The sequence below is a fragment of the Mesorhizobium sp. CA10 genome (genome assembly GCF_020165285.1).
Taxonomy (GTDB): Bacteria; Pseudomonadota; Alphaproteobacteria; order Rhizobiales; family Rhizobiaceae; genus Mesorhizobium.
This window is the reverse complement of record NZ_JAIUHV010000014.1, coordinates 72,371-86,806: the sequence shown is the minus strand read 5'-3', so window position 1 is coordinate 86,806 and position 14,436 is coordinate 72,371. Positions and strand designations below refer to the sequence as shown.

General features: G+C 63.9%; 17 protein-coding genes. 11 read left to right on the top strand and 6 right to left on the bottom strand.

The genetic code is table 11. The features are described 5' to 3' along the window. Positions 1 to 11 precede the first annotated feature (11 nt). The 3 genes from LB535_RS24840 to LB535_RS24830 form a co-directional block, all read right to left on the bottom strand. Positions 12 to 419 (bottom strand): DUF3168 domain-containing protein, encoded by a 408-nt coding sequence (locus LB535_RS24840; protein ID WP_224544169.1) that lies wholly within the window; start codon positions 417 to 419, stop codon positions 12 to 14. Between the two features lie 140 nt (positions 420 to 559). Next, positions 560 to 2,113 carry a trimethylamine methyltransferase family protein gene (locus LB535_RS24835; protein WP_224634079.1) on the bottom strand — a complete coding sequence of 518 codons (1,554 nt, stop codon included), beginning with the start codon at positions 2,111 to 2,113 and terminating at the stop codon, positions 560 to 562. Positions 2,114 to 2,125: 12 nt separating this feature from the next. Then, positions 2,126 to 2,422, bottom strand: coding sequence for a hypothetical protein (locus LB535_RS24830; RefSeq protein WP_224634078.1), 297 nt, complete (start codon positions 2,420 to 2,422; stop codon positions 2,126 to 2,128). A gap of 43 nt (positions 2,423 to 2,465) precedes the next feature. Between LB535_RS24830 and LB535_RS24825 the strand changes: the two genes are divergently transcribed. The 7 genes from LB535_RS24825 to LB535_RS24795 all read left to right on the top strand — a co-directional run bounded on the left by LB535_RS24825 (position 2,466) and on the right by LB535_RS24795 (position 9,298). Then, positions 2,466 to 3,188 carry a hypothetical protein gene (locus LB535_RS24825; protein WP_224634077.1) on the top strand — a complete coding sequence of 241 codons (723 nt, stop codon included), beginning with the start codon at positions 2,466 to 2,468 and terminating at the stop codon, positions 3,186 to 3,188. Between the two features lie 326 nt (positions 3,189 to 3,514). Continuing rightward, positions 3,515 to 5,674, top strand: a complete 2,160-nt coding sequence (locus LB535_RS24820) for a transglycosylase domain-containing protein (RefSeq protein WP_224634076.1) — start codon at positions 3,515 to 3,517, stop codon at positions 5,672 to 5,674. A 79-nt stretch (positions 5,675 to 5,753) separates the two neighbouring features. Next, positions 5,754 to 6,338 (top strand): DUF1214 domain-containing protein, encoded by a 585-nt coding sequence (locus LB535_RS24815; RefSeq protein WP_224634075.1) that lies wholly within the window; start codon positions 5,754 to 5,756, stop codon positions 6,336 to 6,338. Next, positions 6,331 to 6,879: a DUF1254 domain-containing protein gene (locus LB535_RS24810; RefSeq protein ID WP_224634074.1), complete on the top strand. Its 549-nt coding sequence runs from the start codon at positions 6,331 to 6,333 to the stop codon at positions 6,877 to 6,879. Before LB535_RS24815 ends, LB535_RS24810 begins: the two co-directional genes overlap by 8 nt. A gap of 396 nt (positions 6,880 to 7,275) precedes the next feature. Then, a complete protein-coding gene (locus tag LB535_RS24805) occupies positions 7,276 to 8,283 on the top strand; it encodes a DUF2336 domain-containing protein (RefSeq protein WP_224634073.1) in 1,008 nt (335 codons plus the stop codon). Positions 8,284 to 8,436: 153 nt separating this feature from the next. Beyond that, positions 8,437 to 8,865, top strand: a complete 429-nt coding sequence (locus LB535_RS24800; protein WP_224634106.1) for a MerR family transcriptional regulator — start codon at positions 8,437 to 8,439, stop codon at positions 8,863 to 8,865. Then, on the top strand, positions 8,801 to 9,298 hold the full coding sequence (locus LB535_RS24795; RefSeq protein WP_224634072.1) for a carboxymuconolactone decarboxylase family protein: 498 nt from the start codon (positions 8,801 to 8,803) through the stop codon (positions 9,296 to 9,298). Before LB535_RS24800 ends, LB535_RS24795 begins: the two co-directional genes overlap by 65 nt. Here LB535_RS24795 and LB535_RS24790 read toward each other — a convergent pair. Beyond that, entirely contained in the window at positions 9,295 to 9,642 is a 348-nt protein-coding gene (locus LB535_RS24790; RefSeq protein WP_224529885.1) for a DUF1491 family protein, read from the bottom strand. The genes LB535_RS24795 and LB535_RS24790 overlap by 4 nt on opposite strands. A gap of 138 nt (positions 9,643 to 9,780) precedes the next feature. Between LB535_RS24790 and LB535_RS24785 the strand changes: the two genes are divergently transcribed. Beyond that, complete coding sequence (locus LB535_RS24785; RefSeq protein ID WP_224634071.1) at positions 9,781 to 10,041, top strand: type II toxin-antitoxin system ParD family antitoxin; 261 nt, start codon at positions 9,781 to 9,783, stop codon at positions 10,039 to 10,041. Beyond that, positions 10,034 to 10,324, top strand: coding sequence for a type II toxin-antitoxin system RelE/ParE family toxin (locus LB535_RS24780; protein WP_224634070.1), 291 nt, complete (start codon positions 10,034 to 10,036; stop codon positions 10,322 to 10,324). Before LB535_RS24785 ends, LB535_RS24780 begins: the two co-directional genes overlap by 8 nt. Positions 10,325 to 10,344: 20 nt before the next feature. Here the strand turns inward: LB535_RS24780 and LB535_RS24775 are convergent, their stop codons facing one another. Both LB535_RS24775 and LB535_RS24770 read right to left on the bottom strand, forming a co-directional pair. Continuing rightward, entirely contained in the window at positions 10,345 to 11,133 is a 789-nt protein-coding gene (locus tag LB535_RS24775) for a peptidoglycan-binding protein (RefSeq protein WP_224634069.1), read from the bottom strand. Next, positions 11,108 to 12,844: a PAS domain-containing sensor histidine kinase gene (locus tag LB535_RS24770; protein WP_224634068.1), complete on the bottom strand. Its 1,737-nt coding sequence runs from the start codon at positions 12,842 to 12,844 to the stop codon at positions 11,108 to 11,110. Before LB535_RS24770 ends, LB535_RS24775 begins: the two co-directional genes overlap by 26 nt. A 555-nt stretch (positions 12,845 to 13,399) precedes the next feature. Between LB535_RS24770 and LB535_RS24765 the strand changes: the two genes are divergently transcribed. Further along, positions 13,400 to 13,792 (top strand): DUF5330 domain-containing protein, encoded by a 393-nt coding sequence (locus tag LB535_RS24765; RefSeq protein WP_224634067.1) that lies wholly within the window; start codon positions 13,400 to 13,402, stop codon positions 13,790 to 13,792. Positions 13,793 to 13,966: 174 nt separating this feature from the next. Next, positions 13,967 to 14,395 carry a SufE family protein gene (locus LB535_RS24760; protein WP_095767172.1) on the top strand — a complete coding sequence of 143 codons (429 nt, stop codon included), beginning with the start codon at positions 13,967 to 13,969 and terminating at the stop codon, positions 14,393 to 14,395. The last annotated feature ends 41 nt before the right edge of the window (positions 14,396 to 14,436 follow it).

The window sequence follows — 14,436 nt, the reverse complement described above, 5'->3', positions numbered from 1 at the left end:
TCAACACACCCCTATGCACTTTCCTGGGTCAGCGCGCGGAAGCGCAGCAATCCATGATAGACTGCAAGATCCTCGTCATAGCGCGCCTCGGCGAATTCCAGGGACAGGCGCGTCTGGCCGCGCGGGCCAATGGACAGCGCCGCGCCATCGAGGCTCGCCTTGATGCTGTCCATGATGAGGCGTGTCTCGGCCTCGCCCTGGGCTTTCGACCAGACGTGCAAGGTGACCAGTTGGTCATTGTCGTTGTCGACGCCGGTCTCGAGGTCGAAGGCGCTGGTGCGGCCATATGTGACGTGCGGAAAGGCGGCCTTGTCGCTCGCCTGCTCGAGCAGGCCCGCGCCGCCAAGCAGCGCCGACAGCGACTCATCGGTCTTCAGCCTCAGGAACAAGGCCTGCATCAAATCGCCAGGCGCCGTCATCTACCGTCCATCGCCAACATATCTCCGCGCCGCAGCCAATTCCGGCAGCGTAGCCGCGCTCGCGATCCGATGCCAGATCGCAAATCGATTGAGTATAGCGTGAAGGGCGAAGGTCTAGAATTTATTATGTTTTCGTCAAATCATGAGACCGGAGCCGCGCCGCCTTCTTCGGTGCGCCTGGCAATGAACTCGTCGAGCACTCCCGCGGCGGCGGCAGCGGTGGCCGGCGGCTGGAAGTCGGCGACAATCCGCTTCCATATGCCGGTCGCGCGCTCCGTGGCTGTCTTGCCGCCGGCCTGCGTCCAGTTGCCGAAGTTCGACCAGTCGGCCACCAGCGGCTCGTAGAAGGCGCTGCGGTAGCGCGTCATGGTGTGGGCGGCCGAGAAGAAATGACCTCCGGGCTGCACTTCGGCAATCGCTTCGAAGCCAATTGCATCCTCGTCGCCCGGCGTCGTGGCGCAAAGCTCGGCGACCGTCTGCAGCGCCTCGACGTCGGTGATCAGCTTTTCCAGCGAGACGCTGAGACCGCCTTCCAGCCAGCCGGCGGCGTGGATGCAGACGGTGGCGCCGGCCAGCACCGAGCCCCACAGCGCGAACTGGGTCTCGTGCGCGGCCTGCGCATCGGAGACATTGGCGGCGCTGCCGCCGCCGGAGCGCCAGGGCAGGCCGATGTGGCGAGCTAGCTGCCCCGCCCCAAGCGTCGCCTTGACGTGCTCCGGCGTGCCGAAGGCCGGAGCGCCGGACTTCATGTCGACATTGGACGAGAAGGAGCCATAGACCACCGGCGCGCCAGGCCGCGCGATCTGGGCCAGCGTCAATCCGGCGAGCGCCTCGGCATGCTGCAAGGTCAGCGCGCCGGCGACCGTGATCGGCGCCATAGCGCCCGCCAGGCAGAAAGGCGTGATGACCAGAACCTGACCGGCCTTGGCGAAGTCGACGATGCCTTGCGCCATCGGTATATCCAGCTGGCGCGGCGAGTTGGTGTTGATGACGGTGTAGCAATGGGCGCCGGCGCGGAACTCGTCCTGCGAGAGGCCGCGCGCCAGGCGGATCATCTCGAAGCCGTCCTCCACCTGCGGCGTGCCACGCGCGAAGACGAAGGGGAACTTGTCCGACAGCGTCAGCTGCGCCCGGTTGACGGCATAGTGGCGGAAGCGGTTGTCGAGTTCCTGCGGCTCGACGCAAGGCCCGAGCATATGCAGGACGTCGAAATGCTGAACCAGCTTGATGAATTCCTCGAAGGCCTGGAGCGTGCCCGGCCGGCGGCCGCGCTCGAGATCGGTGACATTAGGGGCTCCGGAGCCGGCCAGGAAGGTCATCGAGCCGAGCTCGAGCGTCAGGTCGCGGGAGCGGTCGCCGCCGAGTGCCGGAATCGTGCGCGGCGCCGAGGCGAGCGCGGCTTCGACCATGTCGCGACCGATCCTGACCATCTGGCTGTCTTCGTCGACCAATGCACCGGCCTTGCCGTAGATCGTCCGCGCCTCGGGCAGCAGCACCTTGATGCCTAGCTCCTCCAGCACGCGCAGCGCGGTAGCGTGGATGGCCGCGACTTGGTCGTCGGAAAAGATCGGCTGCGGCAGGAACGGGTTCTTCAGCGACCAGTAATTCGGATGGCGGCTCGACTCGCTGCCGGCCTCCCCGGTGCGTCCCCGGCGGCGCTCGCGCCTGAGATCGCGTGCGGCTTCCTCAATCATGGCGGTTTCTCCTCATTGCCGCATCGCCTTGCCTTCGGCGTCGCAGGGCGAGGCCGCGATGACGCGCGCCGGCCGTTCGACCCCGACAATGTGTATGGAAAGCTCAGTCCCCTCCCCGGCGAAACCGTCATCGAGCAACGCCAGGGCGACGCTCTTAGCGACCGTGCAGCAACGCACCCTGCCGGCGCTGAGGTTCCTATCTGTTCGTTCAACCCGACGATCGTCGGACACCCACGTCTCGCGACCTTCCGAAACGAAGAATCGGATGCATTTTGGAACAATTAAAGATTGTTTCAGTTCAAGGTCCATCACAAAGCCGCGTCATTTCAAGGCAGCGAGTTGACGGCATCCAATGACGACGGGCCAGGACAAAACCAGTGATCAAACCCTGCAATGCCTCACGACCGAACATTTCGTGTTGCAGACGGCGCGGTCGGCCACCATCCAGGAAGCCAATTCGCGCGCAGACCTTTTCCTGACCGCCGTTTCCAGCGCGACCGTCGCGCTGGCATTCGTCGCTCAAGTAACGCGCATGGGGCAGCCATTCGTTTTTTTCAGTCTGATCCTGCTTCCCTGCCTGTATTTCATCGGCATCGTCACCTTCGTTCGGGCGGTTCAAGTCGCAATCGAGGACATGGTCCTCGCACGTGGCATGGCTCGCATCCGGCACTATTTCATAGAGACGGCTCCAGGCGTGGAGAAATACTTGATCCACTCCCGTCACGACGACGACGAGGCATTGCTCGTCAGCAAAGCCCTTCATTCCTCGCACTGGCAGTCATTCATGAGCACAGCGGGGATGGTGAGCGTCGTCGCCAGTGTCATTGCAGGTGTCTTCGCCGGCGTGCTGGCGAAAGCCGTCGCAGTCCTGGGTATCGTTCCGGCAACCGGAATTGGCATGTTGGTATTCGCCGTCAGCGTCTTCGCCCTTCGTCGATACCAAGAGGCTAGATGGAATGCTGTCGAACATATGCTGGACGTGCGGTTCCCAAGCACCACAGCTGCCTCCCGTGGCGCCGGCCGTTCAGATGAACGGGTCGAGAGCACCCCGGAGCATAATCGTGCAAGTCTATGAATTCGCGCGGCAAGAATGGGCCAACCCTCGCGTGACAGACGCCTCGATGCGGCAAGGCGCGCGTCAGCCATCTCGCCGCCTATCTGCGCTCCTTCATCGGCCAGGAACCGACCGAGGCGGATGCGGTGCATCGTATGCGATTCATCGCAGCGCGGTGATTTCGATCGGCCGTTGACGGCCAGCACACCTCCGATCAACAAAGCTCGTGCTGTGGCTTCGCTGCCCTTGTGAGCGGTGATAAAATGGTCAAATAGTTTGACAGGGTGCCACCCTGAAACTGCCCGCATGCTGTTTTCGGGCGAAAGCGCGTTGGGGCGGAAGTCGGAATGACAAGTCCTTCGAAACCACGCAAGAAGAGAAGAGGCCGCATCGCTTCGGCGCTGCTCGGCGTCGACGCTTGGTTCGATAGCTCGCTCTACGAGATCGGCTTCAAGGCCCGTGAATTCTGGGAAACGGCGACCATCTTTTCCCGCCGTTTCCGGGTGCATGGCTGGCGCCGCACGGTCATCGAGGTGCTGAGCGAAGGGTTCACCATGGGCGCCGGCGGCTTCGTGGTGCTGCTCGCGCTCGCCATGCCCGCCTTCGACATCACCACCGGCGACTGGCGCAGCCAGGGCGATTTCGCCGTGACCTTCCTGGACCGCTACGGCAACGAGATCGGCCAGCGCGGCATCATCCAGCGCGATTCAGTGCCGGTCGACGAGATGCCCGACATCGTCATCAAGGCGGTGCTGGCGACCGAGGACCGCCGCTTCTTCGACCATTACGGCATCGATGTCCTCGGCCTGTCGCGCGCGATCTTCGAGAATGTGCGCGCCAACTCCGTGGTCCAGGGCGGCTCCAGCATCACGCAGCAGCTCGCCAAGAACCTGTTTCTCTCCAACGAGCGCACATTGGAGCGCAAGATCAAGGAAGCCTTCCTGTCGCTATGGCTGGAAGCGAACCTGTCCAAGAAAGAGATTCTGCAGCTCTATCTCGACCGCGCCTATATGGGCGGCGGCACCTTCGGCATCGAGGCGGCGGCGGATTTCTATTTCGGCAAGAGCGTGAAGGATTTGAGCCTCGCCGAAGCGGCGATGCTGGCCGGCCTGTTCAAGGCGCCGACCAAATACGCCCCGCACATCAACCTGCCGGCGGCCCGTGCCCGCGCCAATGTGGTGCTGTCAAACCTGGTCGATGCCGGTTTCATGACCGAGGGCCAGGTGCTGCAGGCGCGCCTGCATCCGGCCGACGTCGTCGATCGCGGCGAGCAGAAGAGCCCGGATTATTTCCTCGACTGGGCCTTCGACGAGGTCAAGAAGATCGCCAAGCCCGGCCAGCACTCGCTGGTCGCCCACACCACTTTCGACGCCAACATCCAGAAGGCGGCCGAGGAGTCGGTCGAGTTCCATCTTCGCCAGTTCGGCAAGGAATACAATGTCACCGAAGGCGCGGTGGTGGTGATCGAGACCAACGGCGCGGTGCGCGCCATCGTCGGCGGACGGGATTATGGCACCAGCCAGTTCAACCGCGCCACCAAGGCTCTGCGCCAGACGGGTTCATCCTTCAAACCTTATGTCTACGCCACAGCGATGGAGCACGGGTTCACGCCGGACTCGGTGGTTTCCGGCGGCGCGATCAGCTGGGGCAGCTGGTCGCCGCACAATTACAGCGGCGGATCGGCCGGCAACGTGACGCTGCTCACGGCGATCGCCAAGTCGATCAACACGGTGCCGGTGCGGCTCGCCAAGGATTACCTCGGCATCGGCCCGATCAAGGCGATGGCCGAATCGATGGGCGTGGAATCGCCACTGGAATCGCACAAGACCATGGTGCTCGGCACATCCGGCATGACGGTGATGGACCAGGCGACGGGCTACAGCGTCTTTGCGCAGAACGGTTTCGTCGGCTCGCGCCACGGCATCACCCAGCTCGTCACCCGCACCGGCGACGTGGTCTATGACTGGGCCAAGGACGCGCCGCCACCGCACCGCGTGCTGTCGGAAAAGGCGCTGAAATACATGAACACCATGCTGGCGGCGGTGCCGGTTATCGGCACCGCGAGACGCGCCCAGCTTCCGAACATCGTCGTTGCCGGCAAAACCGGGACGACGCAATCCTACCGCGACGCCTGGTTCGTCGGCTTCACCGGCAATTACACAGCCGCCGTCTGGCTCGGCAACGACGACTTCACGGCGACCAACAAGATGACAGGCGGCTCGCTGCCGGCGATGGTCTGGCAGCGGCTGATGGTCTATGCGCATCAGAACATCGATCTGAAGCCGATCCCCGGTCTCGATAATCCTTGGGTCGATCCGGAGGTCGCGGCCAAGGCCGAGGAAGCGGCCAAGAAGGAAGCCGACGCAGCGGCGGCGCAAGCCGAGGCCGAGCGCCCGCCGGTGCTTTCCAGCCGCACCAGCCAAACGTTACGGGACATGACCAAGGCGTTCCAGGCCGCGCCGGCGCTCGTTGCGCCCACCATGCCGGAGACGCTTTCGGCGCTTTAGGGCGGCCGTCGCGTGAAGCCGGCTTGCCACGGCACCCCGCGCCGCGATATCCCGGGAACCTCCTCTGTTTGCGGCTCTCATGCTCAAGAACGCCATCCTGACGCTGCTTTCGCTTGCCATAGCCATCGGGCTTGGCGGCTACAGCGTCTGGTATGCGCTCAACGCGCAGGACGGCGTGGGCGCGATCCGCATCGGCCAATGGACCGCTTTCCCGGAAGTCGGGACACTGGCCGCCGACCCTTATTCCAAGGCGCGCGTTGCACGCGAGGGCGTGCTGGCGCTCGGCCAGGCCGAGGGACTTGCCTTCGTTGCCGAGCGCGACGATGCCGGCGAGCCGCTGAAACGCGAATGCACCTATACGATCGAAGGCGGTTATCCGACCGCCCGCTTCTGGACGCTCTATGCCGCCGACCAGTCGCTTGGCGTGATCGACACAGGCAAGCCGAGGCAGTCGGCGCTGCAATCCTACGAAGTGCTGCGCCAGCCCGACAATTCCATCGTCATCTCCGTCGGCAGCCGCCCGGCGCCCGGAAACTGGCTGCTGACCGGCGGCTCCGGCAAGATGTATTTCGTGCTGACCTTCTACGACACGCCGATCGCCTCGAGCACCGGCCTCTCGGACGTGACACTGCCGCGCATCCTGAAGGCGGGCTGCAATGCGTAGACTGCTGCATGCCCTGATCCTCGGCCTGCTCGGCGCCGGCATCGTGCACATCGTGGTGCTGTTCCTGGTGCCGGAATTTTCCGAACGCGATGCCTGGTCGCGCCTGGCGATGGCATCCGATTTCTACAAGATGACGCGGCTAGACGCCGAGGCCGGCGGCGCGCCGGTGGTGAAATCGGTGGATCCATTGTTTTATGCGGCCGCCTGCCGTTTCAACCTTGCCGACGGGCTGGTCAGGATCAGGGCGCCGGGCGACGTGCCGTTCTGGTCGGCCTCGGTCTACGACCGCAACGGCCACAACATCTATTCCTTCAACGACCACAACGCCAATGGCGAGAAGCTTGACGCGGTGGTGTTGACGCCGGCGCAGATGATCGATGTGCGGCGCGACCTTCCAGAGGATCTGCAGGGCGCGATCTTCGTCGAGGCGCCGATCGAGGAAGGCATTTTCGTCGTCCGCGCCTTCGTGCCGGACGGGAGCTGGAAGCCGATCGTGTCACGCTTCCTTGAGCAGGGCACCTGCGAATTGCAGGACTACTGAGAAAGGCGCCCGATCAGTGATGCGGCTTGGCAGGAGGCGGAGAGCCCGGCCTATCGGAGCTGCTGTCGCCGGGCCGTGCCTCACCGGCCTGCGGATGCAATTCGTAACGGACGCCGGGGAAAATGATGACCGCCGCCGCCGTCGTGGTGTCGTGACTTGCTCGATTTACTGGTGCCGCTCGCGGCACAAAAGACAGGACCATGCCCATGGTTCGCGCATTCCTCTCGGTTTGACCGGAGCACAACGCAACGCCTCCAAAGTTGATTAAGGGGCGTAGAGGGTTAACGGAGCGCTAACGGATCGCGGCTAATTTGACGTTTGTTTTCCCGAAGGTGCGAAACCGGCCCGGCTGGATTGCGCGGTTCGGGATTGTGTCGAGTATCGGGCGTATCCTCCGTGTCATCTTCCGATTTCAGGCAAATCGCTATCCGGACCGAAGCGGGAAAGGCCGAAAGGCTGTTCCGCGCCGCCGTGTCGGCCTTCTGCTCGCTGACGCGTCCCTCGCGCCGAGAGATCGCCCAGCTCGAAGACCTGACGCTGCCGCTGTTCGACGAAGTCTCGGTCGAGTCGCGCCGCTACGTCGCTGCCGCCCTTTCCGAATGCGACTACGCACCGACGGCATTGGTGCGGCGGCTGGCTGAAGAGCCGGTCGAGATCGCAGCCCCCTTGCTCACCCGCTCCAACGCGCTGAGCGACATCGACCTCATCGCGCTGATCGGCCGGCACGGCCTGCCGCATGCGCGCGCCATTGCGCGCCGCAAGGAGCTCAACCCGACGATCGCCGACCTGATCCGCGTGCTGGAAAGGCCGACGCTGGTCAAGGCACGGCCGCCCGAGACGGTCACCAGGCTTGCGCCGAAACCCGAGCCCGTGGCCAAGGCGGATACCGGCCGTCCCGCGCCAGGCGAAGCCGCAGAGGACTCGCGGCGCCGCCTGCGGGCGATGATGCGCCCGACCGGCGACGCTGCGGACGTCAACACCTTCCTTGGCCAGCCGGCCTATGTGAAATTGCGCGAGACGGCGCTGACGGGGAACGCGGCATTTTTCCAGACCGCGCTAGCCGATGCGCTGGAGATCGACTTCGCGACGGCCCGCTCGGTGACCGGGCAGCCGGGCTATGTCGCGCTGCTTGCGGCGCTGCGTGCCCTCGACCTCAGCGAAGACAGGGCCTTCCTGATCGCCGTCGCGGTCTATCCCGGCGAGTTCCCGCATCCGCAGGCGATCCGCCTGTTCCTCGACCGCTACCGGTTGCTGCACCGCGAGGCGGCGCTGGACAAGGTACGCGCCTGGAAGGCCGAGACGCTTTCGCGGGCGATCCGCGGCAGTGCTTCCGATGCGGTTGACATCGAGAGCCGCGCAGCCTCGAATAGCGATGCGGCGAGTGCCAGCGTCAAGGCATCCTGATCGGTTTAAAGCGCCTCGCGCTGAAGGAACCCGGTGGCGATGTTCGTCGAGAGACCGGGCATTTCCGCGACACGACAAAGTGACAACGCCTCTTGACTTAGAGTGCGCTCTAACTCGTAGCTTTCTGGGCGTCGTGACGAAAGAATGGCATTGATGAAGATTGGCGAGCTGGCGAAGCGTTCGGGACTGTCTGCCTACACAATCCGTTACTATGAGCGGATCGGGCTGCTTCCCCATGCCGACAGGGACCAATCGGGCCAACGTGACTACGACGCATCAATCCTGACCTGGATAGAATTTCTCGACCGGCTCCAAACGACCGGGATGCCTATTCGGGAAATGCTGCGTTACGCGGCCTTGCGGGAGCGCGGCGCCGACACCGGAGCGGAGCGCGGCGCGCTGCTCAAGCAGCACCGTGAGCGTGTCCGTGCGCATGTGGCCAAACTGCAAGCCTGCCTTCTCGTCCTCGACACCAAGATCGCCGGATATGCCGGCGTGAAACAGAGGATGAAGGACTATGAGGCATCAATCCCCGAACATCGGCGAAAGCCGGCTGGAACGCGGCAAGCGGGCGCTCGCTGAAATCGACGGCGAAGCCGGCCACAAAGTCATTGCCGCTCTTGCTGACATTGCCCCCGACTTCGCGAACTACGTGTTCGAGTTCTCGTTTGGCGACATCTACAGCCGCCCCGGTCTCGATCTGCGCGCCCGTGAGATCGCGACCATCGCGGCGCTGACAGCGATGGGAACCGCGATCCCGCAACTGAAAGTCCACATCGAGGCGGGGCTCAATGTCGGGCTGACCAAGGACGAAATCGTCGAAACCATCATCCAGATGGCGGTCTATGCCGGCTTTCCCGCGGCGCTCAACGGGTCGTTTGCGGCCAAAGAAGTTTTCGCCGACCGGTTCCCGTCCAAAACGGGGAAGCGGCGTGATGAACCTTCTGCGCTTCCTTGGCCCGCGGCCGGCGATCTTGCTCTCATGGTGGTTCCCGTAGACGGTAAAACGCCCTAGTCGGCCTTCACCGAAAGAAGCTCTTCGACGGGAACGGTCCCGCCCTCGATCTCGACCACCCAGATGTCGGGATCGAATTTTTTCTCCCGCTCCAGCCGCGCATCGAAGGCCGAGCTGTCGTCGCTCGTACCGAGCACGGCGAAAAAGCGCTCATCGGGCTTGGCCGAATCGTAGCTAGTCTGCGGCGCCGGCCCGTAGAAGGTCACCTCCCCCAGACGCCCGCGCGACAACACGAAGACGGCGCCAGCCTCGGTCGCGCCGCGCTTGACGACGGCGGCGAAACCGCCGGCGCCGAACACGCGGCGCACAAGGGCCGAGACCCAGAGATCGGTGGTCACGCGCATGGGAAGGTCCTGGATGACATTCAAGTGGTCTAGCGAGATTCACCCAAGCCTGCGAGTGCTTGGATGTCGGAGCCTTGCCTAACAAATCTTGTTAGGCTTTGTGAGGCGCGCTATAAAGGAGCAATGAAAAGTCAAGCAATGCGCACCCTCACCATATCGCTCACGCCGAAGCAGGCCGCCCGTCTGCAGGACGCGGTCGAGAGCGGCGACTACGCCTCGAACAGCGAAATCGTCAGGGAGGCCCTCAGGTTGTGGGAGCGCCGCGAGGAGCTTCGCTTGCTCGAACTCGCTCAGCTCAAGCAGGCTTATGACGAAGGGATGGCTAGCGGCGAAGGCAAGGACATCGATCGCAGCGCCTTTCTTCGCGCCCTGAAGGCCGAGCGCTCGGAACGTGGCTAGCTATCGACTCACACCTCGCGCAGAACAAGACCTGAAGAATATCTGGCGCCATATTGCGACCGACAACGAACAGGCAGCGGACAGACTTCTAGGACGCATCTTCGATAAGCTGGAGCTCGCCTGCAATCATCCCAATATGGGGGTCGCGCGGCCAGAGTTGAGCACCACCGCGCGTATCCTCGTAGAGGGCCGATATGTCGTTATCTACGAGCCCATGGACTACGGCATCCTGGCAGTAGCTGTTGTTCACGGGATGCGGGACCCCGAGCTTTGGCTCGAATAACAATTTTGCGATGCTGCCGCTCAGTTCGTCAGGCCGATCTCGCGCATCTTGACATAGACGGCCTCGTCCGGCTCGCCGGTCTCGGGCAGTCCGAACAAGGCCTGGAATTCCTTGATCGCGGCCTTTGTGCGGGCGCCGACCTTGCCGTCGAGCTGCATGTCGCCATTGCCGAACGCCTTGAGGCCGGCCTGGATCTTGACGATGCGGGCGTCGGGCGGCTGCGTGGCGCCATCGGCCGGAGCGGAGACCTGGATCACCTGCGGTTTGGCAGACGCGGCGACTGCGCTATCGGCCGGCCGCGGCATCGGGTGGGGAATGGCCGCCGTCGTCTGGCGGGCGCCAAGCTGGTCGAGCAGCGCGCCGTCAATCTCGCCCGACCCCGGCAGCCCCACTTTCAGCTGATAGGCCTGGATGGCCTTGCGCGTGGCCGGTCCGGTGAGGCCGTCGACCGTGCCGTCGTAGAAGTTGAGGTCCTTCAGAATGCCCTGCACCTGCTGGACGACCGGATCCGGCTTGGCCGCGGGCTGCGCCGGCGCCTGGCGCACGATGTTGATGGTGGTCTCCGGTTCGTCGGAGACCGTATGCGGGAAGTTCTCGATGCTTCGGGTGGCGAAGAACGCGCCGGTATGCGGAAAGGGCTGATACCAGAGCGCGTTGGCCGAGACGTAGAACAGCGTCACCAGAAAAGCGGTCGAGCCGCCGACCAGAACCGGGTTGCTGGCGATCAGTTGACCGACGGCAACCGCGCCCTCGGCAAGAACGCCGCGCTCGGGTTCGACTACCTTAGGCCGTTTTGCGGAGCGAGCCATTCCTCTCCCCATTTGCGTCCCCCTTCGGCTTGGCCGCCGGCATGGCCAGCACGCCGGATGGCGCACCGGATCGCCGCTTCGGCCCGTTCACCGGCAGGCCGATCGTCACCGTGGTGCCCTCACCCGGCGCGCTCTCGATCGACATCGTACCCTCGTGCAGCGCCACCAGGCCCTTGACCAGCGACAGGCCGAGTCCGGTTCCCTCGAAACGACGCGTGTAGTCGTTCTGGATCTGCATGAACGGTTTGCCGAGATTGGCCATGTCCTCCTCGGCGATGCCGATACCGGTGTCGCTCACCCAGAAATGCAGGTGCGAGCCGACGCGCTTGGCGCCGATCACCACGCTGCCGCCATCGGGCGTGAACTTCACCGCGTTCGACGCGAGATTAATCAGAATCTGCTGGACCGCCCGGCGGTCGGCATTGATCTCGCCCGCATCCGGGGCAATCTGCGTGGCAAGAACTATGCTCTTGGCGTCGGCCAGCGGTCGCATCATCGAGCGGCACATGTCGACGGCCTCGACAAAGCGGAACGGCTCCAGCTCGGTCGCATAGGCGCCCGCCTCGATGCGAGAGACGTCGAGGATCGAGGTGACGACCGACAAAAGATGCTGGCCGGACTCCCTGACCAGGCCGACATATTCCTTCTGACGCGGATCCTTGAAGGGCCCGAACATCTCATGGAGCAGCATGTCGGAAAAGCCGAGGATCGCATTGAGCGGCGTGCGCAGTTCGTGGCTGACCACCGCCAGAAAGCGGCCCTTGGCCACTTCGGCAGCCGCAGCGGCTTCTCTCGCTTGCGCAAGCTCCTCGCGAAGTGCTGCGACATCGTCATTTTCGCGCAGAACCAGGGTGAAGACGTCGCGGTCGACCGCGCCGCGCAGCAGCTCGAGACTGAACGGGCGGAACTTGTCGACCGCGCCAGATCCCTCGCGCGGCAAGCGGATGCGCAGATCAAGCTGGCGCTTCGGCGCGCCCTCGCGCATGTCGGCCAGAGCGGTGAGATAAGCGACGCGGTCGGAAAGATGGATGCGGTCGAACAGGCCGGTGCCGAGCAGAAGCTCGGGCGCCAATTTCAGGATCGAACGTGCTTTGGCGGACGCGTCGACCACTTCGCCCTGGCGCCCGAGGCGGAGCACGACGGCGTCGATGACGTCCTCGAGACGATCGCCGGCAGGCTCCGCCGACCCTAAGCCGGCCGGGCTGGCGAAGGCGGCGGCCCGCGGCAACAGCGTCAGCGCCCAGGCGAGCGGCAGCAGCCAATGCCAGGTGGCGATCTCGCCGAACGGCAGCAACTGCCCGGCAAAGGGCTGCAGCACGATAGCGGCAAGCGCCGCCAGCGCGCCCGTCAGCGCGGCGCGCCGCGACCCTGAGACCCACCAGCTTTCAGCCGGCAATGCGACAGCAAGGAGTGCCGCCGGCGAGGCCAATCCGCCCGCCGCAGCGATAGCGCCGGCTAGGGCAAGCCCACCCAACACGACCGCCATGCGGCCGGCAAGCGCCATATGGCCGGTGGCCGCCACCAGAAGCGCCGCGAACCAGCACAGGCCGAAAGCGGCAAAGATCGCGGCTATCGTGACGGCAGCGCCGAGACTTGAAGTGACCAGCGTGACCGCGGCGCCCGCGGCAAGGAAAGGCGCGGCGAGCATGACACCGATGAAGCGGCGCTGGCGCAGGCGTTCCGCCTCACCCGTCACGGTCGGGTGAACCATGCGTTCGCAGCCGGCGGAAACCGCGCCAGGCAATTGAACGTATCTGGCTGAAATAGAACTCAACGCACGCGTACCCGGTCGTGAAAAACGCCTGCCTGGCAGGTGACTCATCAATTGGCTTGAAACTCGCATCCAGCGTTTAAGGAATGGATAAGGCTGGCGAAGCCGGCGACCGCGCCAAGGCAAATATTGTGATGCCAGCCCGGCAAAGCATGCCGAGTTGGCGCCATGGTAAACGGCGGGTTAGCCGCAAGGCCTGTGCCAAAACGGGCCGGAACTTGAACCGACTAAGTTCTGCCTGGAGTAAAATCGTTTAATAACAACGTGATACATGGTTATCGTAAAGTTAACGAAGTCGATGAGATTCGACACAACCCCATGTCAAAACCGATCCTTTCGAATTTGCCTAAAATTTGAGGAAAATTCGCGGCTTCGATGCAAGCCGTCCTTTGCGTGACCGTGCCACTATCGTGCCCATAAAAGAGGTCATGCCGATGGATGCGTGATCCGTCACGGATGGATGCATCATTCCATCCCCGATGAGAGGCAGGTAAGATGGGCTTTCTGATCAGGATGGCTTTCTGGTTTTCGCTGGTGCTGCTGGCGCTGCCGCTCGGCGTCGGCCCGGGCGAGAACGGCCAGCAGAGCGTCGGACCGATCCAGGCGCTGTTTGCGGCGCGAGAGGCGGTCGGCGACATTGCAGGGCTCTGCGAGCGTAAGCCCGATGTCTGCGAGACCGGCAAATCGGCCATGTACACCATCACCGTTCGCGCCAAGGAAACGGCCAAGATCGCCGCGGCCATGATCGACGACCAGCACTCCGGGCCGGCAGGCGCGCCCGAAACAAAGGTCGCGGATGGCTCCGTCACGACCACCGGCAGCGTCGCCGAGGACATCGTGTTGCCGACCAAGGTCAACATTCCGGTGATGTTGACGGCCAAGAACTGAATTCGTTCCGGCCGTTCGCTCGGCACTTTAATTTTAGCGCAATTCCTGGCGCAAAACCGCCTACGCACGTTTCCCAGAATTGCTCTAACGCCGCGGGCCCCGTCCGACCTCTCGACGCCCGCGGCGTCTTTCTTTTTCCGTGACGCGGCCGTGTCGGGCCACTATATGCGGGCAATGGCCACCTCGATTCAGACCATCCGCGACGACTTTTCCCTGCTCGACGAGTGGGAGGACCGTTATCGCTATGTGATCGAGCTCGGCGAGAGCCTGCCGCCTTTCCCTGAGGAGGAGCGCACGGCTGCGAACAAGGTGCCTGGCTGTGTGAGCCAGGTGTGGCTCACCACCAAGCAGGGAGCGGGCGCCGATCCGGTGATCGGCTTCCAGGGCGATTCGGACGCCCATATCGTTCGCGGCCTCGTCGCCATCATGCTGGCGCTGTTTTCGGGCCGGCGGGCAAGCGAAATCCAGAACACGGACGCCGAAGCGACCCTGAAAGAGCTCGGCCTCGACGAGCATCTGTCGCCGCAGCGCGCCAACGGCCTCCGTTCGATGGTCAAGCGCATCAAGCGCGATGCGGAAGCGGCGCTGAAGCAGACGGCCTGATCCGGCCGATATCGCTCCTGTCAAGAAAGCAAAACGGCGCC

What these genes read in the sequence shown, in the direction of transcription:
- LB535_RS24820 (WP_224634076.1), top strand. Translation starts at nt 3,515, where the DNA reads ATGACAAGTCCTTCGAAACCACGCAAGAAGAGAAGAGGCCGCATCGCT.
- LB535_RS24770 (WP_224634068.1), bottom strand. Translation starts at nt 12,844, where the DNA reads ATGGTTCACCCGACCGTGACGGGTGAGGCGGAACGCCTGCGCCAGCGC.
- LB535_RS24830 (WP_224634078.1), bottom strand. Translation starts at nt 2,422, where the DNA reads ATGGACCTTGAACTGAAACAATCTTTAATTGTTCCAAAATGCATCCGA.
- LB535_RS24785 (WP_224634071.1), top strand. Translation starts at nt 9,781, where the DNA reads ATGCGCACCCTCACCATATCGCTCACGCCGAAGCAGGCCGCCCGTCTG.
- LB535_RS24775 (WP_224634069.1), bottom strand. Translation starts at nt 11,133, where the DNA reads ATGGCTCGCTCCGCAAAACGGCCTAAGGTAGTCGAACCCGAGCGCGGC.
- LB535_RS24810 (WP_224634074.1), top strand. Translation starts at nt 6,331, where the DNA reads ATGCGTAGACTGCTGCATGCCCTGATCCTCGGCCTGCTCGGCGCCGGC.
- LB535_RS24800 (WP_224634106.1), top strand. Translation starts at nt 8,437, where the DNA reads ATGAAGATTGGCGAGCTGGCGAAGCGTTCGGGACTGTCTGCCTACACA.
- LB535_RS24825 (WP_224634077.1), top strand. Translation starts at nt 2,466, where the DNA reads ATGACGACGGGCCAGGACAAAACCAGTGATCAAACCCTGCAATGCCTC.
- LB535_RS24840 (WP_224544169.1), bottom strand. Translation starts at nt 419, where the DNA reads ATGACGGCGCCTGGCGATTTGATGCAGGCCTTGTTCCTGAGGCTGAAG.
- LB535_RS24835 (WP_224634079.1), bottom strand. Translation starts at nt 2,113, where the DNA reads ATGATTGAGGAAGCCGCACGCGATCTCAGGCGCGAGCGCCGCCGGGGA.
- LB535_RS24815 (WP_224634075.1), top strand. Translation starts at nt 5,754, where the DNA reads ATGCTCAAGAACGCCATCCTGACGCTGCTTTCGCTTGCCATAGCCATC.
- LB535_RS24760 (WP_095767172.1), top strand. Translation starts at nt 13,967, where the DNA reads ATGGCCACCTCGATTCAGACCATCCGCGACGACTTTTCCCTGCTCGAC.
- LB535_RS24765 (WP_224634067.1), top strand. Translation starts at nt 13,400, where the DNA reads ATGGGCTTTCTGATCAGGATGGCTTTCTGGTTTTCGCTGGTGCTGCTG.
- LB535_RS24795 (WP_224634072.1), top strand. Translation starts at nt 8,801, where the DNA reads ATGAGGCATCAATCCCCGAACATCGGCGAAAGCCGGCTGGAACGCGGC.
- LB535_RS24790 (WP_224529885.1), bottom strand. Translation starts at nt 9,642, where the DNA reads ATGCGCGTGACCACCGATCTCTGGGTCTCGGCCCTTGTGCGCCGCGTG.